Here is a 26682-nt window from a genome sequence, read left to right as displayed (position 1 = left end):
CCTTTATCATTTGAACACAGTCTTTCGTGAACGGCATGAACAGCAGAATTACTTGGTCAACAAATGGCCCATTTTGGCCGCTTTAGTTGCCATATACTGCTCGTTCTTTGGATTCTGGCCGACAATCAGTGGCACACGTTCGACAATGTTAATTCCCGCTTGCGAGAGAATTTCAACCTTTTTGGGGTTGTTGGTTAGCAGGCGGACGGCTTTGACACCTAATAATTTGTACATATCAGAACATAGCGTGAAGTCGCGTTCATCGGCGGCAAAACCCAGTTGATGATTAGCTTCAACCGTATCGGCACCAAGATCCTGTAAAGCGTAAGCCCGGATCTTATTCAGCAGGCCAATATTTCGACCTTCCTGACGATGATAAATCAGCACACCACGCCCTTCTTCGGCAATATGGGCCAATGCCGCTTCAAGCTGAAAACCACAGTCACAGCGCAAGCTAAATAAAGCATCACCCGTTAGGCACTCAGAATGAACTCGCGAGAGCACCGGTTTATCCCCGCTGATATCACCAAAAATTAAGGCCAGATGATCATGGCCGGTGGCTAATTCTTCAAAACCGACCATTAGAAAATCACCCCACGGAGTGGGTAATTTGGCTTCTGCTACACGTTTTAGCTGCATCTTACTGTTCATATTATAACGTCGGACCCTTAGGAAGGCTGTTGCACACCCTACCGTATATACCCTTTATATTGGGGTATAAGGTTAAATAAAAAGTTTCTCTGTGATCATTATTAGCTATATTGCCATAACTTTTGACTTGCTGCTGTTCAACAAAGCAGCAAGAAGGTAAGAGTGAATGTCAGGCTGGGGTTTATTTCAGCAGTGGCAAAAAAATTTTTATGTTATCAATGGGCCGCAAGATTGATGCGTTATGGCTATAGATGCAATTAGCGCTATCACCATGGATAATATGTTGTGGGCATTTGCTAGAAAGAAAGGACCTCAGATGTGGAATATAGCAAAACGAATCACGGTAGGAGCACTTATTTTACTGCTGCCGACCTTGATTATCTGGCTTTCTGGTTGGCAATGGCAGCCCGGGGGCAGTGATAGCTGGCTAAAAGGACTATTTTGGGTGACTGAAACGGTCACCGCGCCGTGGGGAATTGTGACCAGCATATTGATTGGCGGCTGGTTTCTATGGTGCCTGCGCTTTCGAATCAAACCAGCCATTGGGCTGCTCGTCATATTGTGTGGCGTTATTGTTTTGGGCCAAGGTGTAAAATCCTTGATTAAAGAACAGGTGCAGGAGCCTCGACCATTTGTGGTGTGGCTTGAGGCTGAACATCATATTGATAATCGTTTTTTCTATTCGCTACCGCGGTCTGAGCGTAGCGCGCTCGTGAAGCAGCAATTACAAAACCAATCGATTATTCCATCATGGCTGAGTAATCATTGGCAATTTGAAACCGGTTTTGCTTTTCCTTCGGGACATACGGTTTTTGCCGCCAGTTGGGCTTTATTGGCTGTGGGATTGCTGTGGCCACGCCGACATTACAAAACGGTTATTTTGCTGATGTTATGGGCGCAGGGTGTCATGATGAGCCGATTGGCCTTAGGTATGCACTGGCCACGTGATCTTATGGCGGCAACCATCATCAGCGCGTTATTAGTCGCGGTAGTTTGCCATTTAGTGCAGCGTTGGTTCGGCCTGTTAACGATTTTGCCGCAAGAAAAACAGGAAATAGAAAAACGTGAGCATGAGGAAAATTAAGTGATTAGTTATTATTCGCAGTTAAGTTGCTTAAAATAATATCTATTGAACACGAGTTAGGCGCTTTATCTTGGTGCAGGCTTTCTTTGCTGGGTTAGGAAGTGCTAATTTAATAAGTAAGGACGCCACATTTTTGGCATAATTCATCAGGTTGATTCGGCCTTTAGGAAAAAACGTGAAATATTTGCTGATTTTTTTGTTAGTGCTAGTGATTTTCGTGATTTCAGTCACGTTAGGGGCAAATAACGATCAGGTCGTTACCTTTAATTATTTATTGGCTCAAGGCGAATATCGGGTATCTACGTTATTGGCGACACTTTTTGCGGCAGGCTTAGTGCTTGGATGGATTATTTGCGGGCTATTTTATCTGCGTGTGCGCATTTTGTTGGGCCGTGCAGAACGAAAAATCAAACGTCTTGAAGCACAGCTTGTACCATCGACTGAACCCAGCGTTACGGCATCCGCACCTGCTGTCAGCAAGGAATAATTTTTTATGTTAGAAATGCTGTTTCTGCTGTTACCCGTCGCTGCCGCCTATGGTTGGTATATGGGGCGTAGAAGTGCACAGCAGGACAAGCAACAGGATGCTAACCGCCTGTCTCGTGAATATGTTGCTGGGGTTAACTTCCTTCTTTCCAATCAGCAGGATAAAGCGGTTGATCTGTTTCTTGAAATGCTGAAAGAAGACAGTTCAGCGGTTGAAGCCCACCTGACATTGGGCAATCTGTTTCGCTCCCGTGGTGAGGTTGATCGTGCTATTCGTATCCATCAGGCCTTGATGGAAAGCGCTTCCCTGACATTTGAACAGCGGTTGTTGGCCATCCAGCAGCTTGGCCGCGATTATATGGCAGCGGGTTTATATGATCGTGCAGAAGATATGTTCAACCAGTTGGTTGAGGAGCAAGATTTTCGGCTGGGGGCATTACAGCAATTATTAGCAATTTATCAGGCAACCAGTGACTGGAATAACGCTATCGAAGTAGCAGAAAAGCTGGTCAAGATGGGTAAAGAAAATCAGCGATTGGAAATTGCCCATTTTTATTGCGAACTTGCGCTGCAAGCCATGGGCGTTGATGATCTTGATAAGGCGATGGGGTTGCTGAAAAAAGCGGCCGCTGCCGATAAGCAATGTGCCAGAGTCTCTATCATGCAAGGCCGGTTATATCTGGCCAAGGGTGAATATGCTAAAGGCGTTGACGCGCTGGAACGTGTGTTAGAGCAAGATAAAGAAGTGGTGAGCGAAGCATTGCCGATGCTGAGTGAGTGCTACCAACACTTACAGCAACCCGAGGCTTGGGCCAATTTCCTTAAACGTTGTGTTGAAGATAATACCGGCGCTACGGCTGAGCTTATGCTGGCAGAGATTCTAGAGCAGCAGGAAGGTCGTGATGTGGCGCAAACGTATATTAACCGCCAGTTGCAACGCCACCCAACCATGCGTGTTTTCTATCGTTTGATGGATTATCATTTGGCAGATGCAGAGGAAGGGCGAGCGAAAGAGAGCTTGCTGTTGCTGCGTGACATGGTCGGGGAACAAATCCGGACTAAACCTCGTTACCGTTGCCACAAATGTGGTTTTACTGCGCATTCGCTTTACTGGCACTGCCCATCATGCCGGGCATGGGCATCGGTTAAACCTATCCGAGGGCTGGATGGACAATAAATGGACGATTGGAGGCTGGGTTATCGGGTGAGGTGAATCACCCGATGGGCGAGGATATATGGCATTCCCGATTTATCTTTTCTTCTGAGACGCTTTCACACCGTCTTTCAAAAGTTGCCGCAGTTTCTTTAACTCTTTCTGACTTAATGGTTGTTCTGAAATTTCTTCCACGCCTTGGTTATCAATTTCGCTGTGATGCAATTTGGCATCTTTGCGGCTGCCCTTACTACTTTTAACATCAACCTCAAAGCTTTTTTCCAACCTTTCGCAGACTTCGGTACTGAGGGAAAACTGTTTTTCTAAGGCTGCTGCTTTTATTTTATCTTTTAATTCCAGAGGGATTTTAATGGTTAAGGTAGATATTTCGCTCATCATATAACCTTCAACTTAGGGGAAAATACCAAGCTATGTGAGGAAAGGAAAACTGTCTAGGGGATAACACAATTGTCACAAAAAATTCACATTGAAATGAGCAAAAAAGAGCACCAAAGCGCTCTTTTTTGTGATGCGACACAGACTTAACCAGAGGGGGAATAAATTTAACGATAAATAACAGCCGTGCCGTGCATCTTGTTATTACCACTGGCTGAGGTTATCAGGAATGAGGTTGCTCCGGCAGCTTCCGCTTTCTGCGCCAATGCATTTTCTAAATCAGTCAGCGTACTAGCATTGCTGACTGAAATTACACCAATTTCATTCAATTCAGTTGATGTATTTTTCTGAATTTGCGTGGCTGCAACACTGGCAAATGAAGCGAGGGAAAGAATGATAGCAGGTGCGATGTATTTGATGCTTTTCATGTGACACTCCAATTTTTTGATTAAATAGGTATTATTTAAATCATTAGTAGACAATCAATGTCTTGCGATGGAGTGAATGATATAGCATTGGTGTTGAATGAAAATCACAAACACCTGACCATCTTAATCAAATATATTGATCGATAATTTACGCTTCTTGAAACTATTTTACTTAATGGCGGTTATGCGGGGGATATCCTCTTGACGCAAACTGACTTTTACCATCAACCCGCGGTGTACAAAGGGTCAACCGTAGGTAACCTGATAGCTGTGATTTCAGTGATGTAGCCTGTAGAATGTGCCTGTTATCATGACTAACTGACTGAAAAAGGCTTAAAAATGACGTCTGCAACGAAAACTAATAACAGTGGCCCAATAACTTCCCCGATCGTTGTTGCACTGGATTATGCCAATAGAGACGCGGCGTTAGCCTTCGCTGATCGTGTTAATCCGCGTGATTGCCGATTAAAAGTGGGCAAAGAAATGTTCACTTTATATGGCCCACAATTGGTTCGTGACTTACATCAGCGCGGTTTTGAGGTCTTTCTGGATTTAAAATTCCACGATATTCCAAATACCACTGCGCATGCCGTTGCTGCCGCCGCGGACCTCGGGGTCTGGATGGTGAATGTCCACGCCAGTGGTGGCGCGCGTATGATGACCGCAGCGAAAGAGGCGTTATTACCTTTTGGGAAACAAGCACCATTATTGATTGCAGTCACGGTATTGACCAGCATGGATGGCGAGGATCTGCGTGATATTGGCATTAATATTTCCCCAGCAGAGCAGGCTGAGCGCTTGGCAAAATTGACCTGGGATTGCGGCTTAGATGGTGTGGTGTGTTCAGCCCATGAAGCGGTACGTCTGAAACAGGTATGTGGCACAGATTTTAAACTTGTGACCCCCGGTATTCGTCCACAAGGCAGTGACGCGGGTGATCAACGTCGTATTATGACGCCAGAGCAGGCAGTTGCAGTGGGCGTGGATTATATGGTGATAGGGCGCCCGATCACCCAATCGCCAAACCCGGAAAAGACACTGAGTGATATTCTGGCATCGCTGAGTCAGGAGGCAAAATGAGCAATGATAATAGCCGTCTGGTTTACTCAACTGACTCTGGCCGTATCAGTGAGCCAGCGCTCAAACCTGAGCGGCCGAAAGGTGATGGTATTGTCCGCATTCAGCGCCAAACCAGTGGGCGTAAAGGTAAAGGTGTAAGTTTGATTACCGGTGTTGATGGCAGCGATGAAATGCTGGAGAAACTGGCGGCTGAGTTGAAGAAAAAATGTGGATGTGGAGGTTCGGTTAAAGACGGAATCATTGAAATTCAAGGAGATAAACGGGATTTGCTGAAGCAACTTCTGGAAGCCAAGGGAATGAGAGTTAAATTGGCTGGTGGTTGATATAACGTTTTAATTTTACTCGCATCAAGTTCGAAAGAGAGTATCCAAGGTTCTTGGCGTTGCAGATAATCTCTTGTAACGCCAAGAACGAAGGTTAAATGTTATTTGCCAACCTGATGGCCGATAACCCCACCGATCGCCGCGCCCCCTAACGTCCCTAATGTACTGCCAGTCAATACCGCACCGCCGACGGCACCAGCACCAGCACCAATAGCCGTGTTACGGTCACGCTTGGACATGTTAGAACATGCAGATAACGATAAGGCCAGAGTAAGGGCCAATGCAGCAGTGGCAAATCGTTTATTGATCATCATCATAATTCTCCTGACGTTGGCTTAATACGGATAGAGCAGGTGATATGCCTACAATTTATATATCCTGCTCTATCCGTATCAAATTGAACTTACCTTACTTAGTATAGGCATTGTATCAATTTTAGCCGTGGTCTTAAAATGTTAGTGTTTAGAATAAAAAACGTCTTTTTGATTTAAATTCGGGATTAATACTGAAAACTCGTTTTTTCGCCGATATAAAGCAGTATAAATGTCCGAGAATCATTTAATAGGTAAATAGTCTTAATTTGGCTGTGTCATGGGCGAATTAAGGTTTATCTGAACAATTAACTCATTGTCTATGCTGAACAAAGAGTCATATTCTTATCTGTGCACCTCTCAGACTGCACTTTCTAGCCGATCCGCACGCAGTTTATAGCCATTTATCCCATACCGGTTCTGACCGGTGACGCTGAAAATGAGGGTAATTCGGTTATATCAGGATACGACGATGCTTAACGAACTGAAGCAGCAAGTACTTGCTGCCAACCTGGCGTTACCACGCCATCATCTGGTCACTTTCACTTGGGGCAATGTCAGCGCAGTTGACCGGCAACAGGGCCTGCTCGTGATTAAACCGTCAGGTGTGGAATATGATGTCATGACAGTCAATGACATGGTGGTGGTGGAGCTGGAAACCGGCAAAGTCGTGGAGGGTAGCAAGAAACCTTCGTCTGATACTGATACTCATCGTGTACTTTACCTTAACTTCCCGCACGTTGGTGGTATCGTACATACCCATTCACGCCATGCCACTATCTGGGCGCAAGCGGGTCTAGACTTACCCGCATGGGGCACCACTCATGCAGATTATTTCTATGGCACCATTCCTTGTACTCGCCTGATGACACCGGAAGAAATTGCTGGCCGTTATGAGTGGGAGACGGGCAATGTAATTGTCGAGACGTTCCATGAGCGCGCGATTAAACCGGAGGATGTACCCGCCGTTTTAGTCAATTCTCATGGCCCATTTGCTTGGGGAACCAGTGCGGATAATGCAGTACACAACGCCGTAGTATTAGAAGAGTTGGCTTATATGGGGATTTACTCTCGTCAGTTGAATCCACAATTAGCGGATATGCAACCAGAGTTATTGGATAAACACTATCTGCGCAAACACGGTAAAAATGCCTATTACGGGCAGTGATTTTATGTGTGGTGGTGAACCTGTGCTCAGTCTTGCACAGGTTTTTCCAGCCATAACATGGCGTCAGTAATATCAAGCACTTTGGCTTCTACTTGTGCAATTGCATCATTAACGCCCTGATTATAATAATGCACACCTAGCTCACGGCTGATGAATTGCAATAGAAACTCCGCATCAAAATCTTCCAGTTCAAAGTGATGCTCTTGCTCCATATACCGTTGAATTTTATGCACCATTCGTTGTGTTTGTTCGCGCGTGAATGTGATGTCTGCCATTTTCGTGCTCCGCAATCTATAAATGTAGGTGTCTTATTCGCTGAGAATATCGACTTGGATCCCTTGGGCCATGAGCTGTTGTTGATAGCCAGCAGGTAAGCGGTTATCGGTAATCACTCGGTTGATACTTGATAAGGGGGCCAGCGAATTTTGATGTACCTGCCCAAACTTTGATGCATCAGCCAAAATAATATTTTCAGCTCCTTTAGCGAGCACGCTATTAATAACATCTGCACGCAGCATGTCACGCCCGGTAAAACCCGTTCCCATCTGGTAGCCATCAATACCAATAAACGCTTTGCTAAAGTGTACGTGACGCAGGCAAAGCTGTGTCAGAGGGCCGACCATACTGTCACTTTTCTTCTGATAAATTCCACCAAGCAAAATCACCTCGCAGGTGGAATCTTTTAATTGTCGAGCAATGTAGCCACTCACCGTCACCAGAGTAATGCTAGGGCGCTGTGCCAGTTTATGGGCCAGCAGGGCATTGCTGCTACCGCTTTCGATAAAAATGGTTTCACCATCATTGACCAGTGAAGCGGCATGGTTGGCCAGTTTCTGCTTGGTCGAGAAGTGAGTCATCATGCGCACATCAACATCATCACTTTCAAGGGCCACCGCAGAGCCATGGACACGTTTGAGCAACCCCCGCTTTTCGAGCAGATTAAGGTCTTGGCGGATGGTCACTTCAGAGACTTGGCTGGCTTGTGCCAATTGACTCACACTCACACGCTGTTGGTCATTCACAATCTGTAAAATTGCCTGCTGTCTTGCGTTCATACCGTATCCGTCAAAAAATAAAACTTTCGTTTGAAGTATAATTTACTTTCGAATGAAAGATAGTTGATGAGGATCACGTTATGGACTGATGATTGGTCTATGATTGCGGCTAATGATTTTTCATTAATCTATTCGCTTTAAACAATCTGGAGGTTCTTATGGAGCTTTATCTCGATACAGCCGATGTCGCTGCAGTGAAACGCCTGGCGCGGGTGCTGCCGCTACAAGGGGTCACCACAAATCCAAGCATTTTGGCAAAAGCGGGTAAACCTATTTGGGAAGTATTACCTGCGCTACGTGATGCGCTAGGTGGCACCGGTAAGCTCTTTGCACAAGTGTTGGCCAGTGACAGTGAACTGATGGTATCTGAGGCTGTATTATTGTCGCAACGGGTTCCTGGATTGGTGATTAAAGTTCCGGCAACGGCAGAAGGTTTGGCGGCAATTAAGAAATTAAAAGCCATGTCGATCCCGACATTGGGCACGGCAGTATATGGTGCTGGGCAAGGTCTGTTATCTGCATTGGCTGGAGCGGAGTATGTTGCGCCTTATGTTAACCGATTGGATGCTCAGGGCGGGGATGGCATTGCAATGGTGCGCGAACTGCAACAATTGCTGACCTTACATGCACCGGGGGCAAAAGTGCTGGCGGCCAGCTTCCGTACACCACGACAGGTGCTCGATTGCCTGCTGGCAGGGTGCCAGTCTGTGACTATTCCTGTGGATGTGGCCGAGCAGTTTATCAGTACACCGGCAGTAAAAGCGGCAGTAGAGCAGTTTGAGCATGACTGGCAAGGGGCGTTTGGTAGCGCTATTTTAAGCTAATCGATAGTCACCATTAAAAACGCCCTGTGAATAATCAACAGGGCGTTATGTTGGTTTTAGTCAATGGTTATTGGGTTACGCTGTCACTTACTGCACAATGCAAACCACGAATGACTTCCCCTAGCAAGGGCACTTCCCAAGTTTTCCCGCCTTACTAGGGAAACGCGCATCCAGACAATAACGATGAAAATCACGTTCGCTCATCGGGGGAGTATCGGGGTGATGGCGGCGCATATGATTGACATAATTACCGTAATCTTGAACCCCTACCATTAAGCGAAAACTTTGCGCCACCCGATGTGCAATGAGGCGCACCCATGCCCGCAGAGTGGTTGGGTGAGATTTCATCGGAACCAAGGGGATGCAGCGCGTAATGGTGCGCGGCCCCGTTGATGACGAATTATTGTGCAATAAATGGGGCTGCCGGGTACGCAGCGGTATACCTGCATTAGCCACGAGCACTCTCCTCACGCCAGACGATTTCAGTCTCATGTGTGGTTGGTTTGCTAGATTTCAGCGCACGGCGAACCACAAAGAAAGATGAAATCAACATGGTCACCGCCACTAGCATGAAGAATGCACACAAAGCGGCGTTGATCTGGTTGTTAAACACGATGGTTTCCATGTCTTTAATGCTCTTGGCCGGAGCAATTAAAACGCCTTGCTCGACACCGGCTGAGAATTTCTTCGCTTGAGCCAAGAAGCCAATGCTCGGTTTTTCATGGAATATCTTCTGCCAGCCTGCCGTCATTGAGGTAATAAACAGCCAAATTGTTGGCAAGATGGTTACCCAAGCATAGCGCTGCTTCTTCATTTTAAACAGGACGACGGTCCCTAAAATCAGCGCCATCGAGGCTAACATCTGGTTGCCGATGCCAAATAACGGCCACAGAGTGTTAATCCCCCCCAGCGGATCGACTACACCTTGATAAACAAAGAAGCCCCAACAAGCAACGGCCACGGTAGTACCAGACAAGTTACCAAACCATGAGCGGTTATTCGCCAAACTTGGCACCACCACGCCCACCAAATCCTGCACCATAAAGCGGCAAGCACGGGTACCTGCATCAACAGCGGTCAAAATGAACATGGCTTCAAACAGTATGGCAAAGTGATACCAAAAGGCCATCATGTTGCGGCTGTTAAAGACTTCACTAATGATATGTGCCATCCCAACGGCGAAGGTTGGCGCACCGCCAGCACGGGACAGAATGGAGTTCTCACCGACATCTTTGGCAATCATGGTCAGAACTTCAGGTGTGACGACAAATCCCCAACTATTGATGGCTTGCGAGGCACTTTCTACGGTGGTGCCAATTAACGCCGCCGGTGAGTTCATGGCAAAGTAAACGCCTGGATCGATAACAGAGGCGCAAATCAAGGCCATGATGGCGACGAAGGATTCCATCAACATCGCGCCATAACCGATAAAGCGGGTGTGGCTTTCGCGTTCTACCAGTTTCGGCGTAGTGCCACTGGCAACCAACGCATGGAAGCCCGAAATGGCGCCGCAGGCGATAGTAATAAACAGGAACGGGAACAAGCTGCCAGAGAATACCGGGCCGCTTCCATCAATAAAACGCGAGACAGCTGGCATTTTCATTTCTGGCATCGCGAACACAATACCAATAGCCAGACCGATAATGACGCCAATTTTCAGGAAGGTTGAGAGGTAATCTCGTGGAGCCAGTAATAGCCATACCGGCAGTACAGAGGCGATGAACCCGTAGATAACCAGCACCCAAGTCAGCGTAGTGCCATGTAGCGTGAAGAATGGCCCCCAATAAGGATGTGCGGCAATATTTCCGCCATAAATAATTGCTGCCATCATTAACACAAAGCCAATTAATGACACTTCGGCGATTTTACCCGGACGAAGAAAACGCATATACACGCCCATAAACAGGGCGATTGGGATGGTGGCTGCAATGGTAAACAGACCCCACGGGCTGTCAGCCAGTGCCTTAACCACCACCAAGGCTAGTGCTGACAAGATGATAATCATCACGCCCAATGCACCCAACATGGTGATAACCCCGGCAAAAGCACCCAGTTCTTGTTTTGCCATCTCCCCCAGAGAGCGCCCATCGCGACGGGTGGAAATAAACAGGATCAAAAAGTCCTGCACCGCACCCGCCATCATGACCCCAACCAAAATCCAGATAGTGCCCGGTAGGAAGCCCATTTGAGCGGCCAAAATGGGACCGACTAACGGCCCGGCACCCGCAATTGCGGCAAAGTGGTGGCCGAAGAGTACCCATTTATTGGTCGGGACATAATCCAGACCATCATTACGCCGTTCGGCAGGCGTTAAACGTCGATCATCTAATTCAAATACATTCTTGGCAATAAACAGGCTGTAAAAGCGATAAGCGATGCTGTAGCACGCCACAGAGGCGATCACCAACCAGATGGCATTAACATGCTCACCTCGGCTAAGTGCCAGCATGGCAAAAGCAAATGCACCAATTAACGCCACTGTCAGCCATATGACGACGGTCTTGACGTTCTTCATGGGTAACGGCTCCTTCGTTATGTTGGGGGATATCTACCCGCCACCTTTCAAGATGTAGAGCTGTTGGCTGCCATTATTCACCCCATTCATTGAGTTATCTCAACTCCTTGGGTTCATTTTGTTGCCGCCGACCTACAACGCGAAATCTATTGGGTATAGAGGTTATCGACACCGACAGAATGAAGGGCCGTAACGGTTATTTAACATAGGAGCTTTAATGTGAAAGAAAAGTAGCGAAAGTGAGAAATGTGATGAGCTATTTGTTTTTAACTTATCTTTGGTATCATTTGCTTACATATTGTGACATGTGCCCATCATCTTTCCAGCCGCAGGAACGTTGGCTGCACCTTGAAATCTATTGGGTAAGCGTCGTGGAAATAGAAAAGCCGTGGATGTTATATATCACCACGGCTTATCAGTTTTATGCAAGTTATCTATTAGACAACAGGGCGAGCGACCACATTACGGGTTTCCATCCGCACTTCGGCAATGCGCACTTCAATCTTGTCGCTCTGGCTGTACACTGTTTCACCTTTAATTTGCACGGTGCCGGTTTCTTGGCTGCAAACCAGTTCATCACGCACCGCATGAATGAACGGTGCTGGGATAAAGGCCACTGCACCGTTATCAAGCAAGCGTACACGCAGACCACCACGAGTCACATCAATGATCTCTGCGGCGAAGCGCGTATCAGTACCCGCTTGCGGCTGAAGGTAGCGGGCATATAACCAATCACCCACATCGCGTTCTGCCATACGGTTCAACCGGCGGCGCTCGGCCAGTTGGACGGTGATTTCATCTTGCGGTTTTTCTGCTTGCTGGCCAGTAATAATCGCTTTCAGTAGGCGATGATTGACCATATCGCCGTATTTACGAATTGGCGACGTCCAGGTTGCATAAGCCTCAAGCCCTAAACCAAAATGTGGCCCGGGAACGGTGCTGATCTCAGCAAACGTCTGGAAGCGGCGAATACGGCTATCAAGGAACTGAGTAGGTAACGCATCAAGATGGCGACGCAATTCACAGAAGCCCGGTAACGTCAGCAGTGCTTGTGGGTCCGCTTCAACCCCATTGGCTTGCAAGACATTTGCGGCTTGCTCAACCAGCGCTGGGTCAAAACCGGTATGCACATTGTAAATACCAAAACCAAGATTATCGCGCAGTGCTATGGCAGCACAGACGTTAGCGGCAATCATACACTCTTCAACAATCCGGTTGGCGATACGGCGGTGCTCAACAATGATATCCAGCACTTCGCCTTTTTCACCTAGCAAGAAACGGTAGTCAGGGCGGTCTTTGAATACCAGTGCGTGTTGTTGACGCCAATGACAGCGGGCGTCACAAACACGTTTAAGGCGCGTTATCTGTTCAGCGATATCGGCATTTTGTGGCTGCCAGTCACCGATGCCCTCTAACCAGTCAGAAACTTCGTCATAAACCAGTTTGGCTTTAGACTCAACCCAAGCGGCAGAGAAATGAATATCATCACCCAGCGCGCCGTCGGCCGCGATAGTCACGCGGCACACCAATACCGGGCGACGTTCATTTGGACGGAGCGAGCAGAGATTGTCAGATAAATCCCGCGGTAACATCGGGATATTAAAGCCGGGTAGATAGTTGGTAAATGCACGTTTGCGCGCAATTAAATCCAACTCACTGTTTTCATCGACATACGCGGTAGGGTCGGCAATGGCAATAGTTAACAGCAAGGAGCCATCACCTTTGTCTTCCACATACAATGCGTCATCCATATCTTCAGTGCTGGCACTGTCGATAGTGACAAAATTAAGCGCGGTCAGATCTTCGCGTTGTAGGCCACCCTCATGCAGGGCAGACTCAATCATCACAGGCGCTTCGCGTTCCAGATTATGACGCGCCAATGTAACCCACCAAGGGACGAAATGATCTTCACCATGGGTGATAAAGGCGGTCAGATCAGCATTAAAAGCGCGGTCACCTTTTAATGGATGGCGGCGCATTTCAGCAACAGCCCAATCTCCATTCTGGAAGTCGTGGGTTAACTCACGCACCGGACGGCATTGGATAGCATCACGTAATAAAGGGTGATCAGGGACGATCGACAAGCGGTCATCTTTTCTCTGCACTCGGCCCACAAAGCGCGACAAAAATGGCTCAACCAGGGTTTCCGGCTCAGCAATCTCACGATCTTTATCGGTGTGCAGGGTGGCAATAATGCGGTCGCCATGCATGACTTTCTTCATCTGCGGTGGCGGAATAAAGTAACTTTTCTGCCCGTCTACCTCAAGAAAGCCAAAGCCTTTCTCAGTACCTTTAACGACGCCTTCGACGCGTGGAGTCTGAGTGTGAAGTTGCTGTTTTAGCTGCGCCAGCAGCGGGTTATCTTGAAACATATCGTCCAGTGAATGGTGTAGTGAGAGGGATTAATCCGGCTGACAGTTTTACGCGAATCAGCCCCATCGGGCAAGCAGCATATCACCTTGGCGAGCAATTCCCTGAGAAAGACGTGGGCATATCCATTGCCCTTCATCGATTGCATTCAGGCAATACGCAATGATTGCGGTTGCTGGCAACGTCGCACGGCGACAGGCACTGATTTTGATGTTGGGGTGTGGGTTTGATCACCAAAGCTGGATAAGGGCACCAGTGGGTTAGTTTCAGGGTAATAGGCGGCAAGATTACCGCGCGGAATATCATAGCTGACTAACTTGAACCCACTGACTTTTCGGGTAATGCCGTCATTCCACAACGTTTCAATCTCGACCAGTTCGCCATCTTCTAACGCCAATTCGGCTAAGTCTTGTGGATTAATAAACAACACTTCCCGTTGACCATAAACGCCACGATAGCGGTCATCAAGACCATAAATCGTAGTGTTGTATTGGTCGTGAGAACGTAAAGTTTGCAGCACAAAGGGAACTTGCTTTCCGGCAATGTGCGGGAACAAACTCTCCGGTAATGCGGAAGCACAAAACTCGGCCTTACCACTTGGTGTCGCAAATTGCAGGTCAGCGGCAGCACTTCCTAAATAGAAGCCGCCGGGTTGCTCGCAGCGTGCATTAAAGTCATCAAAGCCGGGGAGGGTCGCCGCAATATGATCACGAATGAGATTGTAATCATCAGCTAAGGCAAGCCAATCCAGAGATTTTCCCTGAGCCGGTTTATTAGCAAAAACAGCCTGGGCGATACCGCAAACAATGGCGGTTTCTGAATGTTGCGTGTCTGCCAGCGGTTTGCCTACACCTTCTGAGGCATGCACCATGCTGAAAGAGTCTTCCACGGTAATAAATTGTGAACCGGTGGCTTGTATATCACGCTCGGTGCGGCCCAATGTCGGTAAAATCAAGGCGTCAGCGCCAGTAATCAGATGGCTGCGGTTCAGTTTGGTGCTGATATGCACAGTCAGATCGCAACAGCGTAGTGCTTGTGCTGTTCGTTCGGTATCTGGGGCTGCGGCGGCCAGATTTCCCCCTAAGGCTATCAGCACTTTGACTTCACCGCGGAGCATGGCTTCCAGCGCTTCCACCGTATTGTGACCTGCATCTTGAGGTGGCTCAAAACCAAAATGGTGACCTAAGCGTGCCAGCATTGCCGCCGAGGGTTTCTCATCAATCCCCATGGTGCGGTTGCCCTGTACATTACTGTGACCGCGAACCGGGCATAAACCCGCGCCGGGTTTGCCGAGCTGACCAAACAGCAGTTGTAGATTGGCCAGTTCACGAACAGTTATCACCGAGTGTTTATGCTGCGTAATCCCCATAGCCCACGTTAGGATGACGCGCTCGGCGTGCTGATAAATATCAGCCGCGTGACGTATTTGTTCCTCGCTCAGGCCCGATTGCTGCGTAATTTGTTGCCATGAGGTGTTGTCGACTGCGGCTAAATAGTCGTTGATTCCTTGGGTATGCGCAGTAATAAAGGCGTGATCAAACAAACCGCTATCTCCCCGCGCCAATTGTTCACGGTGAGCTTCCAGTAGCGCCTTCACCATGCCGCGAACTGCCGCCATATCACCGCCCAGATTGGGCTGGAAATAGGCCGAGCTAATAGGCGAGGATTTTGGCGTTAACATCTCAATCGGATTTTGTGGATCGGCGAAACGTTCTAATCCGCGCTCGCGCAAAGTATTAAAGCTGACAATTCGCGCCCCACGATCTTTGGCATGGCGCAGGCTGTGTAACATTCGCGGATGATTGGTCCCCGGATTTTGCCCGAAAACAAAAATGGCATCAGCTCGTTCAAAATCCTGCATGCGGATGGTGCCTTTGCCGACCCCAATACTCTGTTTCAGCCCAGTACCACTGGCTTCATGGCACATATTTGAGCAATCAGGGAAGTTATTAGTGCCTAACATGCGGCCAAAGAGCTGATAAAGGTAGGAGGCCTCATTACTGGCACGGCCCGAGGTATACAGTTCCAACTGATTAGGGCTATCTAGGCCATTAATATGTTGAGCAATCAACGCCAGCGCGCTTTCCCAACTGACCGGTTGATAGCGGTCAGTTTGTGGGTTATAGCGCATTGGATGAGTGATTCGCCCTTGATACTCAAGAAAATAGTCACTTTGTTGGCGCAAGGTGGCGAGGGTGTGTTCAGCAAAAAATTGCGGTTCCACTGCTTTGCGCGTGGCTTCCCAACTAACTGCTTTTGCACCATTTTCACAAAAGCTGAAGGTACTGTGATTATCGTCACCCCAAGCGCACCCAGGGCAATCAAAACCTTTAACCTGATTGACGCGCAATAAGTTGCGAATATTTTTTAACGCTTGCTTACTGTCCAGTACAAAGCGAGTGGTAGCTTCGAGAGAACCCCAGCCACCGGCAGCGCCGGTATAGGGTTTTATTGCTGATTTAAATTTCATGATAGGTACGCCGCAGGTGTTATTTTTGTTTCAGGCAGGAAACATAAGGTTAACCGCTTGAATCTGTTTTGTTACAAGTCTAGTGGGGCGAGGTTGAAGCGTCTAATCGAATGCGGTAATCGCGGCATAGAGGGGAGCTATCACGAACAAACCCGGCTCAGAAAGCCGGGCCAGTCAATTAATGTTCCGGGTAAACTTTCTCTTTAAACTCACACAAATCTTCAATAATGCAGGAGCCACAGCGTGGTTTACGGGCAATACAGGTATAGCGTCCATGAAGAATCAGCCAGTGATGGCAATCCAGTTTAAACTCAGCGGGAACCACTTTGAGCAGTTTGGCTTCAACTTGATCAACATTGCTGCCAGGGGCAAAGCCGGTACGATTACAAACACGAAATATATGGGTATCAACCGCGATGGTCGGCCAACCAAAGGCGGTGTTCAATACGACATTTGCAGTTTTGCGACCCACGCCGGGTAATGCCTCCAGTGCGGCGCGATCTTCGGGGACCTCACCGTGATGTTTTTCCAGCAAAATACGGCATGTTTTAATCACGTTTTCGGCCTTAGTATTAAATAGGCCGATAGTTTTAATGTATGACTTTAGGCCATCAACGCCCAAATCCAGCATAGCTTGAGGCGTGTTAGCCACCGGATAGAGTTTGGCGGTGGCTTTATTGACACTGACGTCTGTGGCCTGAGCAGAAAGCAGCACGGAAATCAGCAGCTCAAAAGGGGTGTTATAGACCAATTCAGTGGTTGGATGCGGGTTGTTATCGCGCAAACGAGTCAATATAGCGATACGTTTTTCTTTATTCATTAGGCTTTCCCGGCCGAGATATCCTGAGTTTGTGGTGCCGCGGACAGTGTTCTGGCTTTACGCGCTTTCATTTTTTCGTCAATGACATATTTACCGGCCAGCAATAATCCCAAACCGATAAAAGCCCCCGGTGGCAGCATCGCCAATAGGAATGGGGTGTCCAGATGTAAGACTTCAATACGTAGCACTTTAGCCCAGTTACCCAGCAGCATATCTGCGCCATCAAACAGGGTGCCGTTGCCCAAAATTTCGCGCAGTGAACCCAGAACAAACAAAGCGCAAGTAGCCCCTAGCCCCATGGATAAACCATCCAGAGCGGATAACCCCACCGGATTTTTTGCGGCATAGGCTTCTGCCCGGCCAATGACAATACAGTTGGTCACAATTAATGGAATGAATATCCCTAGCGACTGATATAAACCAAAGGCATAGGCATTAATCAGCATTTGCACGGTACTGACCACTGATGCAATGATCATCACGTAAATCGGGATGCGAATTTCGTTGGGTACCCAGCGGCGTAGGGCTGATACCGCGGTATTGGTACAGACCAAAACCAAGGTCGTGGCTAAACCTAAGCCCAGCGCATTGGTGGCAGTGGAGGAAACCGCCAGCAGTGGGCAGAGGCCCAGCAGTTGCACTAACGCTGAGTTATTTTTCCACAGTCCTTGAACGATCAGATCTTTTGCTTCACTCATTGACTCTCTCCACAAACAGGCAAGTTATCGAGTTTTGCCGGCAAGGTTTCCAGATACAGTGCGGTATTTTTCACCGCACGTACAACGGCTCGTGGTGTGATGGTCGCGCCGGTAAATTGATCAAACGCTCCGCCATCTTTTTTCACTGCCCAGCGCGTATCTTGCTCGCCTGCAACATGTTGCCCGCTGAAATGCGCTATCCAGTCAGAAATACGGATATCAATTTTATCACCAAGACCTGGGGTTTCATGATGTTCTATCACTCGACTGCCCAGTACGTTACCGTGAAAGTCTGCTCCAACCAAGAGTTGGATTGCACCGGAATAACCATCTGGCGCCGTGGTTTCAATGGCGGCAGCCACGGGTTGACCCGCTTTGCGTGCCAAATAGACACGGTGGGGGGCATCATTACCCAGTGCTGCATCAGTGACAACGTAACACTCTGCTTGCATATCATTGTCATAAATTTCAGCCGGAACAACCTGATCGAACAACACTTTTTGTTGTAGTGCGGCCTGATGAGCAATGGTTGTTTCGGTCAGAGAGTTAACGACGGCGGTTAACCCAGTGGCACCGGCGGCAAACAGGGCCAAAGTGATGCCGTGACGCTTCATAGTGTTTAGCATAACGGCTCCTTATTTATGCCCGCGATGATGGCCATAGACCCGTGGTTGGGTATAGTGATCAATCAGCGGAACAGTGATGTTGGCTAACAGCACAGCAAAAGCCACCCCATCAGGATAACCGCCGTACACACGAATTAACCACACCAGAATACCAATCAGTGCACCGAAAATCAGACGGCCACGCGGTGTCGTCGATGCGCTGACTGGGTCGGTAGCAATGAAGAACGCCCCCAGCATGGTCGCCCCGGAAAATAGATGTAGCATCGGTGGGGCGAAGCTTTGCGGAGAAATCAGCCAACTGATCGCGGCGCAAGTACTTAACGCCAGCAGAAAACTGACGGGAATATGCCAATGAATGGCTTTACGCCACAACAGGAACAGGCCGCCCACCAGAAAACCAATGTTAACCCATTGCCAGCCAATCCCCGCCAAGGCACCACCAAAGAGGGGCTGTTGCAAAATGTGTTCAGCGGGTTGGACGCGTAGCGCCGTTTTAAAATGGTCGAGGGGCGTGGCTTGGCTAATACCATCAACCCCCATCTGCAGTTGATGAATATCGGCGCCGCTGTGGGTAAAACCGGTGAAAATGGTTAACAGGCTGTCATGAAATCCGACTGGCGTACCTTGTAAGGGCAGCGGTGGTAACCAACTGGTCATTTGCACCGGGAATGAAATCAGCAACACCACATAACCCACCATGGCGGGGTTAAAGGGATTTTGCCCCAAACCACCGTAGAGTTGCTTGGCAATGACAATAGCAAACAATGTACCCAATACAATCATCCACCAAGGGGCCAACGGTGGCAGGCTTATCCCTAGCAGCAGGCCGGTGAGCAGAGCAGAATTGTCTTGCAGCCGGGTTAATACCGGTTGCTTGCGTAATTGCAAGACCGCACCTTCGGCCAGCAAAGCGGTAACCATGGCCAGCGCAACCTGAATCAGGCTGCCATAACCAAAGAAGTAGGTCTGGGCGATGATGCCCGGAATACAAGCCAAAATTACCAACAGCATAATATTGCGGGTACTTCGTTGATTATGCGTAAAAGGGGAACTGGCTATCTGCAACCCTTTGTTCTGGATCGGAGTTGTGGGCCTGAATTTCATGAAATTGCAACCATATGTCGAATGCTTAACAGGGTTCTCAAACGCAGGCGTCGCGCGGGCAAGTCAGTACTTGCGGGCGTCAATACACTCAGCCGTCAGGGGGAATAATATTGGTGCCGCATTCTACCCTATTCAGACAAAGTGTAATACGCCTTAATCATAGGGTTATTATTCTTCATAAACTGTGATGTTCAGTAAATAGCCCAGTTTAATATGCCTAGTGAGCCAAAGAATAGGCTTGCAATTTATATCGTAATAGTAACAAAGAAATAGAGTGATGAACGGGTTAATCCAGCGAGATAATTAGGCTTGAGTATCAGAAACATAGCTAAAACTGTCTGTTTAAGAAGCGTTTTCTATAGGAGGATTCTTTAGTAACCAACTGTAAATTAACGATATCTTAACGTTAAAATTTAGATTTGAGAAAAGCGTTGGCATAATGATAGATTAATGTAGTATGCAGTGTAATTATATATTTAAAGAACAATACAATGATAAATGAAGACATATTATTTATAGAAGAATTAATTGAGTGGATTGAAATCAATTTAGAAAAGAGGCCGACATTGGATGATGTGGCGAAGATTTCAGGATATTCAAAATGGCATTTGCAACGAAAGTTTAAAAGTATTGTTGGGTTACAATTAGCCTCCTATATCCGCGGGCGGGTGCTGACTCGTGCGGCAGTGGCTTTGCGTATTTCACGACGGCCAATCATAGAAATCTCTGATGAGTTGGGTTTTGATTCACAACAGACTTTTACTCGTACGTTTAAGAAGCGTTTTGGTGTCACGCCAAACAGCTTTCGCCAAATGGAGCATTGGGATGTACAAGGTATGATTCCACGTTTTGGTTTCTGTGAAAATTATACACCAGAAATCAAAAGGATAACCTTACCAGAGAAAGAGCTGGTGGGCTTCACTCGGCAATTGGATTTTGATGAGCACAACCATTGTAGTGGCAAGCATTCATCCTGCATGGCCATGAAAGATGAGATTTTGCTCGATTTCTTTAAAGAAGTTAACTTCTCATGCCAGAGGATCTATTCCTTGTTTTCTGCCAAGGAGAGTTTACAAGGGCAGAACAGAGTCTATTATTCGACGGCGATCGATAAAGAGAAAAGGCACGAAATTCAGGGGCACCGCGAGATAGACCATATTTCTATACCGGCGGGTGAGTTTTTGTCTATCTCTCATCAAGGGAGTGCCAAAGAGTGCGTGAAGTTTTCTATCTATTTGTACAACGAAGTATTGCCGAAGTTAAGAGATGAATTTGGTGGTGGTTTAGAGATGGAGGTGATTGAAGTTGATGGTTGTCATGCTGAATCTAAAATGCGTGATATTTCCTCCGTCTATCATTATCTTATGGCCGTAAATTGACGCCTTGTTGTTATAAAAACGTAGGGCGTCAATTCAGTCTTTGTGCAGTGATACCTTAATCCGGATTCACTGTTTGTGCTGCTTTCTTGGCTTTGACACGGGCGATAGCGGCAGCCACCGCGGCTTTGCGCGGATCTTCTTCTGGCGCGTGACTTTCATTTTTGGCTGTTTCAGCCGTAACGAGTGCCGCTTTCTTGGCTTTGACGCGGGCGATAGCGGCAGCCACCGCAGCTTTGCGTGGATCTTCTTCTGGCGCGTGACTTTCATTTTTGGCTGTTTCAGCCGTAACGTGTGCTGCTTTCTTGGCTTTGACACGGGCGATAGCGGCAGCCACCGCAGCTTTGCGCGGGTCTTCTTCTGGCGCGTGACTTTCATTTTTGGCTGTTTCAGCCGTAACGTGTGCCGCTTTTTTGGCTTTGACACGAGCGATAGCGGCAGCCACCGCAGCTTGGCGTGGATCAATGACCTCTGCATTTTCAGCGGTCATTGTGGCCTGTTTTTCTGCCTGAAGAGTTCTGGCCTGAGCTTTACGTGCTTGGCGGGCAGCAATGGCCTCACTGTTATCTGGTGTTTGCCCTGCAATGACGGCAATCGTTGAGTCAGCGCTTTTTGCTTCACGGGACAAGCGGCTAACCGCGGCTTCAACTGTTTGCTGGTCGGCTTCCGTCAGCTTGACGGCGGCTTGCTTGTGGCGTAATTCACGAGCTAATTTTTCCCGCTCTAGGCGAGCTTGTTTGGCTTCAAAACGTGCTTTCGCAATAGCTGCGCGGGCGCTTTCCTGATCAAGCGCGCGAATTTCGGCTTTTTCCTGGCGATAGTATTGCACCAAAGGAATATTACTTGGGCAGACATAGGCGCAGGCACCACATTCAATACAATCAAACAAGTTATGATTACGTGCCTTTTCATGTTCTTCACCCCGGCTGAACCAGTATAGTTGCTGGGGTAATAAACCGGCCGGACAGGCATCAACACATAAGCCACAACGAATGCAGGCTTGTTCAGGCTCCGACAACCCCATCTCAGTTTCTGTCGGGGCTAAAATACAGTTACTTATCTTAACGATGGGAACATCCAAACTTGGCAGGGTAAAGCCCATCAAAGGCCCCCCCATAATCACCATTTGTTGGGGTTGTGGTTGAAAGCCAGCTAAGGTCAATAAGTGTATGACTGGGGTGCCGATCCTGGCCCAGAAATTCCCCGGTTTTGTTATTGCATCGCCAGTCAATGTCACGACTCGCTCGATGAGAGGCTCATCATCAATAACCGCTCGTTTGATGGCTACCGCTGTCCCCACATTGTGCATCAGCACCCCAATGGATGACGAATGCTTGCCGAAGGGCACTTCTTTACCCGTCAGAATTTTGGTGAGCTGCTTGGCTCCACCTGACGGGTACTTGGTGGGAATCACCCGCAACTGGATGTCATCATGGCCGCGTAGTGCCAGTTGCAGAGCAGCAATAGCTTCAGGTTTATTATCTTCAATACCTATCAGTACCTGCTGAGGCTGGAGCAAGTACATTAAAATATGAATCCCAGTCACCAACTCTTCGCCATGATCTTGCATCAACCGATCATCGGCAGTGATATAAGGCTCGCACTCTGCCGCATTGATAATGAGAGTAGTAACGCTGTTTAAACCGCCTTGTAATTTGCTGGCAGTCGGAAAACCTGCACCACCTAAACCGGCAATCCCCGCTTGATGAATTCTCTCTAGCAGTGCGTTCCGGTCCCATTGTCGGTAATTTGCCCAAGGTTGTTGTTCGCGCCAGCGATCTTCCCCATCCGGAGTGATATGCACGCACAGTTCCGCCAAACCTGAAGGATGTGCGGTGGTATGAGGTGCTATTGCTGTAATTGTGCCGGATGTTGGAGCATGCACAGGCACGGTACGACCTCGGCCAATGGTCAGAGGTTGTCCTTTTAAGACGTATTCACCGGCTCTGACACACAATTCACCTTCAGGCCCAAGATGTTGCTGCAACGGAATGATCATTTGTGCAGGCAAAGAGGCGATACGCATAGGGACGGTGCTTGATTGCAGCTTCATTTCCGGCGGATGAATGCCACCGTCGAAATCCCAGATGTTATCGTGTTGACGGGCAGTAAACAGCTTAAACATGTTGCTCCGCATCTATCATTTTCACCGGGATCATCTGCGAAGCAACTAACTGCGTGGGCAGGTTTTTGACCGGGATGGTGCTCAAATCCCACTTCCAGTTCGCAGTGGTGGTAGCAACCGGGAGCATCTCAATACAGTCTGTTGGGCAAGGCGATACGCAAAGATCACAGCCAGTACAAAGATCCGGTAAAACGGTATGCATGGCGCGGGTGGCACCGACGATGGCATCAACCGGGCAGGCCTGAATACATTTAGTGCAACCAATACAGTTTGCTTCATCAATAAACGCCACTTTGCGCTGAGGATGGGTGGCCGTTTCATCGCCATCCAAGGGTTGCGGCTCCACAGCCAGCAACTCGGCCAGTTTGAACATTACTTGCTCGCCACCCGGTGCGCATTTGTTTATTTTTTCACTGCCGCCGGAGACGGCTTCGGCATAGGGGCGACAGCCGGGATAGCCACATTGTCCACATTGGCTTTGCGGCAGGATAGCGTCTATTTGTTCAACGATAGGGTCTTGTTCAACCTGAAAACGACGGGCAGCAAAGCCCAGCACGGCACCTGAAATCAGCGCCAAAGTGCTCAATGCGCCTATGGCAATCCATAACGACATCATCAGAACTTCACCAATCCGGTAAAGCCCATAAAGGCGAGTGACATAAGCCCCGCGGTAATAAGTGCGATAGACGAGCCACGGAAGGGCGCGGGTACGTCAGCAACAGCCAGACGTTCACGGATAGCCGCGAATAGCACCATAACCAGAGAGAAACCGGCGGCAGCGCTGAAGCCGTATACCGCCGATTGCATAAAATTGTGAGATTGATTGATATTAAGCAAGGCCACACCTAACACCGCACAGTTAGTGGTGATCAACGGCAAAAATATCCCCAACAAGCGATAAAGCGCTGGGCTGGTTTTGCGTACCACCAATTCAGTAAATTGCACAACAACCGCGATAACTAATATAAAGGCCAATGTCCGCAAATAGACTAACCCGAGTGGCAGCAAGATAAAGCTGTTAACCATCCAGGCGCACACCGAGGCCAGAGTCAGTACAAAAGTGGTTGCCAGCCCCATACCAATGGCGGTCTCCAGTTTTTTAGAGACACCCATGAAAGGGCACAAGCCAAGAAACTTGACCAGCACGAAGTTGTTTACCAAAACAGTACCGACAAACAGGAGCAGGTATTCAGTCATTACGGGGCCTAAAAAAATAAAAGCCGCCTATTATCCAAAATTGGCGGCCCAACGACAACAGATGAAGTGCAGGGTTATTACGATTTTCCGGCTATTTTAAGGCAAAAAGAGGAACAATTCCTTTAATTCTCAGTAAAAGTCTGTTTCACGCGCTGAGAACGTTTGATATAGGGAACGAAAATTGCGGCAGCCAACAGAGGCCAACCTAAGGTACGCAGGGCGATATCATCGCTGATAGGCGAAAACGCGAATGCCTTTAACGCTAATAATACCGTTAACAATAGCCACAGAATAAACAGTTTGGGGAAACGACGTGAGCGGCTGCAACACAACCAGATAACCCATACCGTATAAATCCACATGACGATTGTGGTCACCACGGAGAAATACCATTGCAGGGTAAACGCCTGTGAGTTAGTGACCAGATATTCCCTAGATTCAGGAGTGAAAATGGCCATCGCATACAGCGCTAGCATCAGACTGGCACTCAGTAATGTCACAATCAGATAAGCCAATGGAGCCAATAACCAGCCGCCAATACGTTGATATTCCTGCTGTTGAGACATAGTGAACCCTATTTATCGAATATGACCTTTTTCATTGCACTAGCTTAACCCGCAAATGCGTCCTTCGTCATCTATATCAATATGATAATAAGCTGGCAGCGTGCCGAGGCCTGGCATGGTCATAATATCCCCGGCATAAATACGTACAAAACCGGCCCCGGCGGAAACTGCGCAGGCGGTGATAGGCAAGACAAAATCATGAGGAACCCCCTTCAACCGGGAATCGGCACTAATGGAAAGGGGGGTTTTGGCAATGCACAGCGGTAAATGACCGAAACCTGCCGCCGTTATTGCTGCTAGCTGCTGGCGTGCTTGCGGGGTGTATGTGACCTCGCTGGCACCATAACGTTGGGCTAATATCTCGATTTTTTGCTCCAAAGAGGCACTGTCAGAGTAGGGAAGTGTCGGCTCATCGGCATGCTTGCAGGCATTGACTACTTGTTGGGCCAAAGCCGTGGTGCCAGCGCCGCCTTTAGCAAACGCCTCGCTAATTTCGCAAGCAAAAGCACCAGCGGAAAGCGCATAATCGCTGAGAAAATCCAGTTCCTCTGCGCTGTCGTCGGGGAAGCGATTAACGGCCACCACCACCGGTAAACCATAGCTTTTTGCATTATCAATGTGCCATTTCAGATTGGCGCAACCTTGGCTTAGGAGCGGGATATTGGTACTGAGAATTTCAGTTGGTAGTGGCTGGCCCGGTTTGATGTCAAACACGCCGCTGTTGGCTTTCAGGCTTCGCAGTGTGGCAACTAACACTACGCAGGATGGGGCAAGGCCGGACTGACGGTACTTAATATTAAAGAACTTCTCCATCCCCATATCTGAGCCAAAACCGGCCTCTGTCACTACATAGTCAGCTAACTGCAACCCCAGTCGGTCAGCCAGTACCGAGGAGTTACCGTGGGCGATATTGGCAAATGGCCCGGCATGAATGAGCACTGGCGTTTGTTCAGTGGTCTGCATTAATGTTGGATGGATAGCTTCTTTCATTAAGGCCGCCATGGCTCCTGCAACCCCAAGGTCTTCTGCGGTGATGGGGACACCGTGGGTATTTTTTGCCAAAATGATCCGGCCAATACGTTGGCGCATATCCTGCAAGTTTTCTGATAACGCCAATATCGCCATCAATTCTGATGCTGCGGTTATTTCGACATAATCTGCGCGTTCAACGCCATGAGTTCCTCCGCCAACGCCGACCTGAATGTGTCGCAATGCGCGATCATTATGGTCAACTACGCGCGGCCATAGAATGTGTTGGATATCAATGTTCAGCAAAGGCATGCCGGTTTGCTGGCAAAAGGCTTGCCCCAGACGTTGTTCATGGTACAAACGTGCATCCAGCGCCGCTGCCGCCAGATTATGCGCAGCACTGATGGCATGAATGTCACCCGTCAGATGCAAATTTAACTTTTCCATCGGTAGCACTTGTGCGCTACCGCCGCCTGCGGCGCCGCCTTTGACACCAAATACCGGACCAAGGCTTGGTTGACGAATACATGCCACACCACGAAAACCTAATTTGTTAATTCCCTGACTCAATCCAATTGTTGTGACTGTTTTACCTTCCCCCATTGGGGTGGGGGTAATGCTGGAAACTAGAATCAGCTTGCCTTGTTTGCTCTGGGAACGTAGCACACTGATATCGACTTTTGCCATATGGTGTCCGTAGGGGATCACACTATCGGCGGTTAAACCTAATTGCTGTGCAATCAGTTGAATTGGCTGCAAGTTGGTATCATGACTTACATTGACTGTAGGGGAGAGGTCATCGGCAGTGGAAAGTCGTGTCGGTGTCATGCTGGGATAATTCCTGTTATCAGTGATAAAACGGCGGCAGCCAATCATTGAGGCTATAA

27 protein-coding genes are annotated in these 26682 nt (G+C 48.4%); 8 read left to right on the top strand and 19 right to left on the bottom strand.

Features of this window, described 5'->3' with window-relative positions; translation table 11 throughout:
* Positions 1 to 48: 48 nt before the first annotated feature.
* Complete coding sequence (ribA, locus tag ACIOG0_RS11540) at positions 49 to 639, bottom strand: GTP cyclohydrolase II (RefSeq protein ID WP_050101360.1); 591 nt, start codon at positions 637 to 639, stop codon at positions 49 to 51.
* A gap of 328 nt (positions 640 to 967) precedes the next feature.
* Between ribA and pgpB the strand changes: the two genes are divergently transcribed.
* From pgpB to lapB, 3 genes are all read left to right on the top strand, one after another.
* The gene (gene pgpB / locus ACIOG0_RS11535) at positions 968 to 1735 is read left to right on the top strand and encodes a phosphatidylglycerophosphatase B (RefSeq protein WP_050101294.1); all 768 of its coding nucleotides are present in this window, start codon (positions 968 to 970) and stop codon (positions 1733 to 1735) included.
* Positions 1736 to 1910: 175 nt separating this feature from the next.
* A complete protein-coding gene (locus tag ACIOG0_RS11530; RefSeq protein ID WP_050101293.1) occupies positions 1911 to 2222 on the top strand; it encodes a LapA family protein in 312 nt (103 codons plus the stop codon).
* A gap of 6 nt (positions 2223 to 2228) precedes the next feature.
* Complete coding sequence (lapB, locus tag ACIOG0_RS11525; RefSeq protein ID WP_050101292.1) at positions 2229 to 3398, top strand: lipopolysaccharide assembly protein LapB; 1170 nt, start codon at positions 2229 to 2231, stop codon at positions 3396 to 3398.
* A 72-nt stretch (positions 3399 to 3470) separates the two neighbouring features.
* Here lapB and ACIOG0_RS11520 read toward each other — a convergent pair whose 3' ends face one another.
* Entirely contained in the window at positions 3471 to 3770 is a 300-nt protein-coding gene (locus tag ACIOG0_RS11520) for a hypothetical protein (RefSeq protein ID WP_050101291.1), read from the bottom strand.
* A 167-nt stretch (positions 3771 to 3937) separates the two neighbouring features.
* A complete protein-coding gene (locus ACIOG0_RS11515) occupies positions 3938 to 4198 on the bottom strand; it encodes a multiple stress resistance protein BhsA (protein ID WP_050140610.1) in 261 nt (86 codons plus the stop codon).
* 339 nt (positions 4199 to 4537) lie between these two features.
* Between ACIOG0_RS11515 and pyrF the strand changes: the two genes are divergently transcribed.
* Both pyrF and yciH read left to right on the top strand, forming a co-directional pair.
* Positions 4538 to 5278, top strand: a complete 741-nt coding sequence (pyrF, locus tag ACIOG0_RS11510) for an orotidine-5'-phosphate decarboxylase (protein WP_050296140.1) — start codon at positions 4538 to 4540, stop codon at positions 5276 to 5278.
* Positions 5275 to 5601 (top strand): stress response translation initiation inhibitor YciH, encoded by a 327-nt coding sequence (gene yciH, locus ACIOG0_RS11505; RefSeq protein ID WP_050101288.1) that lies wholly within the window; start codon positions 5275 to 5277, stop codon positions 5599 to 5601. The genes pyrF and yciH overlap by 4 nt, the downstream gene beginning before the upstream one ends.
* A 101-nt stretch (positions 5602 to 5702) precedes the next feature.
* Here yciH and osmB read toward each other — a convergent pair whose 3' ends face one another.
* Entirely contained in the window at positions 5703 to 5918 is a 216-nt protein-coding gene (gene osmB, locus ACIOG0_RS11500) for an osmotically-inducible lipoprotein OsmB (RefSeq protein WP_026017843.1), read from the bottom strand.
* Positions 5919 to 6384: 466 nt separating this feature from the next.
* Here osmB and araD point away from each other — a divergent pair, with 466 nt between their 5' ends.
* Positions 6385 to 7080: an L-ribulose-5-phosphate 4-epimerase gene (gene araD, locus ACIOG0_RS11495; protein ID WP_050101287.1), complete on the top strand. Its 696-nt coding sequence runs from the start codon at positions 6385 to 6387 to the stop codon at positions 7078 to 7080.
* A gap of 26 nt (positions 7081 to 7106) precedes the next feature.
* Here araD and ACIOG0_RS11490 read toward each other — a convergent pair whose 3' ends face one another.
* Together ACIOG0_RS11490 and ACIOG0_RS11485 are read right to left on the bottom strand one after the other, a co-directional pair.
* A complete protein-coding gene (locus tag ACIOG0_RS11490) occupies positions 7107 to 7355 on the bottom strand; it encodes a DUF2164 domain-containing protein (RefSeq protein ID WP_050101286.1) in 249 nt (82 codons plus the stop codon).
* A gap of 33 nt (positions 7356 to 7388) precedes the next feature.
* Positions 7389 to 8135 carry a DNA-binding transcriptional regulator YciT gene (locus tag ACIOG0_RS11485; protein ID WP_050101285.1) on the bottom strand — a complete coding sequence of 249 codons (747 nt, stop codon included), beginning with the start codon at positions 8133 to 8135 and terminating at the stop codon, positions 7389 to 7391.
* Between the two features lie 158 nt (positions 8136 to 8293).
* Between ACIOG0_RS11485 and fsa the strand changes: the two genes are divergently transcribed.
* Positions 8294 to 8959 (top strand): fructose-6-phosphate aldolase, encoded by a 666-nt coding sequence (gene fsa, locus ACIOG0_RS11480; RefSeq protein WP_050101284.1) that lies wholly within the window; start codon positions 8294 to 8296, stop codon positions 8957 to 8959.
* Between the two features lie 120 nt (positions 8960 to 9079).
* Here the strand turns inward: fsa and ACIOG0_RS11475 are convergent, their stop codons facing one another.
* The 8 genes from ACIOG0_RS11475 to rsxD form a co-directional block, all read right to left on the bottom strand.
* Positions 9080 to 9415 carry a YbdD/YjiX family protein gene (locus ACIOG0_RS11475; protein WP_050101283.1) on the bottom strand — a complete coding sequence of 112 codons (336 nt, stop codon included), beginning with the start codon at positions 9413 to 9415 and terminating at the stop codon, positions 9080 to 9082.
* Complete coding sequence (locus ACIOG0_RS11470; protein WP_050101282.1) at positions 9408 to 11474, bottom strand: carbon starvation CstA family protein; 2067 nt, start codon at positions 11472 to 11474, stop codon at positions 9408 to 9410. The genes ACIOG0_RS11475 and ACIOG0_RS11470 overlap by 8 nt, the downstream gene beginning before the upstream one ends.
* Before the next feature lie 437 nt (positions 11475 to 11911).
* Positions 11912 to 13846: an exoribonuclease II gene (locus ACIOG0_RS11465; protein ID WP_050101281.1), complete on the bottom strand. Its 1935-nt coding sequence runs from the start codon at positions 13844 to 13846 to the stop codon at positions 11912 to 11914.
* Between the two features lie 146 nt (positions 13847 to 13992).
* Positions 13993 to 16314, bottom strand: a complete 2322-nt coding sequence (locus tag ACIOG0_RS11460) for an FdhF/YdeP family oxidoreductase (RefSeq protein WP_128451539.1) — start codon at positions 16312 to 16314, stop codon at positions 13993 to 13995.
* Between the two features lie 178 nt (positions 16315 to 16492).
* Positions 16493 to 17134 (bottom strand): endonuclease III, encoded by a 642-nt coding sequence (gene nth, locus ACIOG0_RS11455; protein ID WP_050101279.1) that lies wholly within the window; start codon positions 17132 to 17134, stop codon positions 16493 to 16495.
* Positions 17134 to 17832 (bottom strand): electron transport complex subunit E, encoded by a 699-nt coding sequence (locus tag ACIOG0_RS11450; RefSeq protein WP_050140614.1) that lies wholly within the window; start codon positions 17830 to 17832, stop codon positions 17134 to 17136. Before ACIOG0_RS11450 ends, nth begins: the two co-directional genes overlap by 1 nt.
* The gene (gene rsxG, locus ACIOG0_RS11445; RefSeq protein ID WP_050101277.1) at positions 17829 to 18458 is read right to left on the bottom strand and encodes an electron transport complex subunit RsxG; all 630 of its coding nucleotides are present in this window, start codon (positions 18456 to 18458) and stop codon (positions 17829 to 17831) included. The genes ACIOG0_RS11450 and rsxG overlap by 4 nt, the downstream gene beginning before the upstream one ends.
* A 9-nt stretch (positions 18459 to 18467) precedes the next feature.
* On the bottom strand, positions 18468 to 19562 hold the full coding sequence (gene rsxD, locus ACIOG0_RS11440; protein WP_050101276.1) for an electron transport complex subunit RsxD: 1095 nt from the start codon (positions 19560 to 19562) through the stop codon (positions 18468 to 18470).
* 491 nt (positions 19563 to 20053) lie between these two features.
* On the opposite strand from rsxD, the gene ACIOG0_RS11435 reads away from it, so the two are divergent.
* Entirely contained in the window at positions 20054 to 20941 is an 888-nt protein-coding gene (locus tag ACIOG0_RS11435) for a helix-turn-helix domain-containing protein (RefSeq protein ID WP_050101275.1), read from the top strand.
* Positions 20942 to 20996: 55 nt separating this feature from the next.
* On the opposite strand, the gene rsxC is transcribed toward ACIOG0_RS11435, so the two are convergent.
* The 5 genes from rsxC to ACIOG0_RS11410 all read right to left on the bottom strand — a co-directional run bounded on the left by rsxC (position 20997) and on the right by ACIOG0_RS11410 (position 26623).
* Positions 20997 to 23063: an electron transport complex subunit RsxC gene (rsxC, locus tag ACIOG0_RS11430; RefSeq protein WP_404704840.1), complete on the bottom strand. Its 2067-nt coding sequence runs from the start codon at positions 23061 to 23063 to the stop codon at positions 20997 to 20999.
* Positions 23056 to 23679 (bottom strand): electron transport complex subunit RsxB, encoded by a 624-nt coding sequence (gene rsxB, locus ACIOG0_RS11425; protein ID WP_050097728.1) that lies wholly within the window; start codon positions 23677 to 23679, stop codon positions 23056 to 23058. The genes rsxC and rsxB overlap by 8 nt, the downstream gene beginning before the upstream one ends.
* Positions 23679 to 24260: an electron transport complex subunit RsxA gene (gene rsxA / locus ACIOG0_RS11420; protein ID WP_005169884.1), complete on the bottom strand. Its 582-nt coding sequence runs from the start codon at positions 24258 to 24260 to the stop codon at positions 23679 to 23681. The genes rsxB and rsxA overlap by 1 nt, the downstream gene beginning before the upstream one ends.
* A gap of 122 nt (positions 24261 to 24382) precedes the next feature.
* The gene (locus ACIOG0_RS11415) at positions 24383 to 24826 is read right to left on the bottom strand and encodes a DUF2569 domain-containing protein (protein ID WP_050097727.1); all 444 of its coding nucleotides are present in this window, start codon (positions 24824 to 24826) and stop codon (positions 24383 to 24385) included.
* A gap of 39 nt (positions 24827 to 24865) precedes the next feature.
* The gene (locus ACIOG0_RS11410) at positions 24866 to 26623 is read right to left on the bottom strand and encodes a formate--tetrahydrofolate ligase (protein ID WP_050140616.1); all 1758 of its coding nucleotides are present in this window, start codon (positions 26621 to 26623) and stop codon (positions 24866 to 24868) included.
* Between the last annotated feature and the right edge of the window lie 59 nt (positions 26624 to 26682).

This window comes from Yersinia vastinensis (genome assembly GCF_044905075.1).
GTDB classification, from domain to species: Bacteria; Pseudomonadota; Gammaproteobacteria; order Enterobacterales; family Enterobacteriaceae; genus Yersinia; species Yersinia vastinensis.
The sequence above is the reverse complement of the archived record's forward strand: the minus strand, read 5'-3'. Positions and strand labels throughout refer to the sequence as shown.

Coding starts and splice junctions, on each gene's coding strand:
- ribA (WP_050101360.1), bottom strand. CDS start 639: ATGCAGCTAAAACGTGTAGCAGAAGCCAAATTACCCACTCCGTGGGGT.
- pgpB (WP_050101294.1), top strand. CDS start 968: ATGTGGAATATAGCAAAACGAATCACGGTAGGAGCACTTATTTTACTG.
- lapB (WP_050101292.1), top strand. CDS start 2,229: ATGTTAGAAATGCTGTTTCTGCTGTTACCCGTCGCTGCCGCCTATGGT.
- ACIOG0_RS11520 (WP_050101291.1), bottom strand. CDS start 3,770: ATGAGCGAAATATCTACCTTAACCATTAAAATCCCTCTGGAATTAAAA.
- ACIOG0_RS11515 (WP_050140610.1), bottom strand. CDS start 4,198: ATGAAAAGCATCAAATACATCGCACCTGCTATCATTCTTTCCCTCGCT.
- pyrF (WP_050296140.1), top strand. CDS start 4,538: ATGACGTCTGCAACGAAAACTAATAACAGTGGCCCAATAACTTCCCCG.
- yciH (WP_050101288.1), top strand. CDS start 5,275: ATGAGCAATGATAATAGCCGTCTGGTTTACTCAACTGACTCTGGCCGT.
- osmB (WP_026017843.1), bottom strand. CDS start 5,918: ATGATGATGATCAATAAACGATTTGCCACTGCTGCATTGGCCCTTACT.
- araD (WP_050101287.1), top strand. CDS start 6,385: ATGCTTAACGAACTGAAGCAGCAAGTACTTGCTGCCAACCTGGCGTTA.
- ACIOG0_RS11490 (WP_050101286.1), bottom strand. CDS start 7,355: ATGGCAGACATCACATTCACGCGCGAACAAACACAACGAATGGTGCAT.
- ACIOG0_RS11485 (WP_050101285.1), bottom strand. CDS start 8,135: ATGAACGCAAGACAGCAGGCAATTTTACAGATTGTGAATGACCAACAG.
- fsa (WP_050101284.1), top strand. CDS start 8,294: ATGGAGCTTTATCTCGATACAGCCGATGTCGCTGCAGTGAAACGCCTG.
- ACIOG0_RS11470 (WP_050101282.1), bottom strand. CDS start 11,474: ATGAAGAACGTCAAGACCGTCGTCATATGGCTGACAGTGGCGTTAATT.
- ACIOG0_RS11465 (WP_050101281.1), bottom strand. CDS start 13,846: ATGTTTCAAGATAACCCGCTGCTGGCGCAGCTAAAACAGCAACTTCAC.
- ACIOG0_RS11460 (WP_128451539.1), bottom strand. CDS start 16,314: ATGAAATTTAAATCAGCAATAAAACCCTATACCGGCGCTGCCGGTGGC.
- nth (WP_050101279.1), bottom strand. CDS start 17,134: ATGAATAAAGAAAAACGTATCGCTATATTGACTCGTTTGCGCGATAAC.
- ACIOG0_RS11450 (WP_050140614.1), bottom strand. CDS start 17,832: ATGAGTGAAGCAAAAGATCTGATCGTTCAAGGACTGTGGAAAAATAAC.
- rsxG (WP_050101277.1), bottom strand. CDS start 18,458: ATGCTAAACACTATGAAGCGTCACGGCATCACTTTGGCCCTGTTTGCC.
- rsxD (WP_050101276.1), bottom strand. CDS start 19,562: ATGAAATTCAGGCCCACAACTCCGATCCAGAACAAAGGGTTGCAGATA.
- ACIOG0_RS11435 (WP_050101275.1), top strand. CDS start 20,054: ATGATAAATGAAGACATATTATTTATAGAAGAATTAATTGAGTGGATT.
- rsxC (WP_404704840.1), bottom strand. CDS start 23,063: ATGTTTAAGCTGTTTACTGCCCGTCAACACGATAACATCTGGGATTTC.
- rsxB (WP_050097728.1), bottom strand. CDS start 23,679: ATGATGTCGTTATGGATTGCCATAGGCGCATTGAGCACTTTGGCGCTG.
- rsxA (WP_005169884.1), bottom strand. CDS start 24,260: ATGACTGAATACCTGCTCCTGTTTGTCGGTACTGTTTTGGTAAACAAC.
- ACIOG0_RS11415 (WP_050097727.1), bottom strand. CDS start 24,826: ATGTCTCAACAGCAGGAATATCAACGTATTGGCGGCTGGTTATTGGCT.
- ACIOG0_RS11410 (WP_050140616.1), bottom strand. CDS start 26,623: ATGACACCGACACGACTTTCCACTGCCGATGACCTCTCCCCTACAGTC.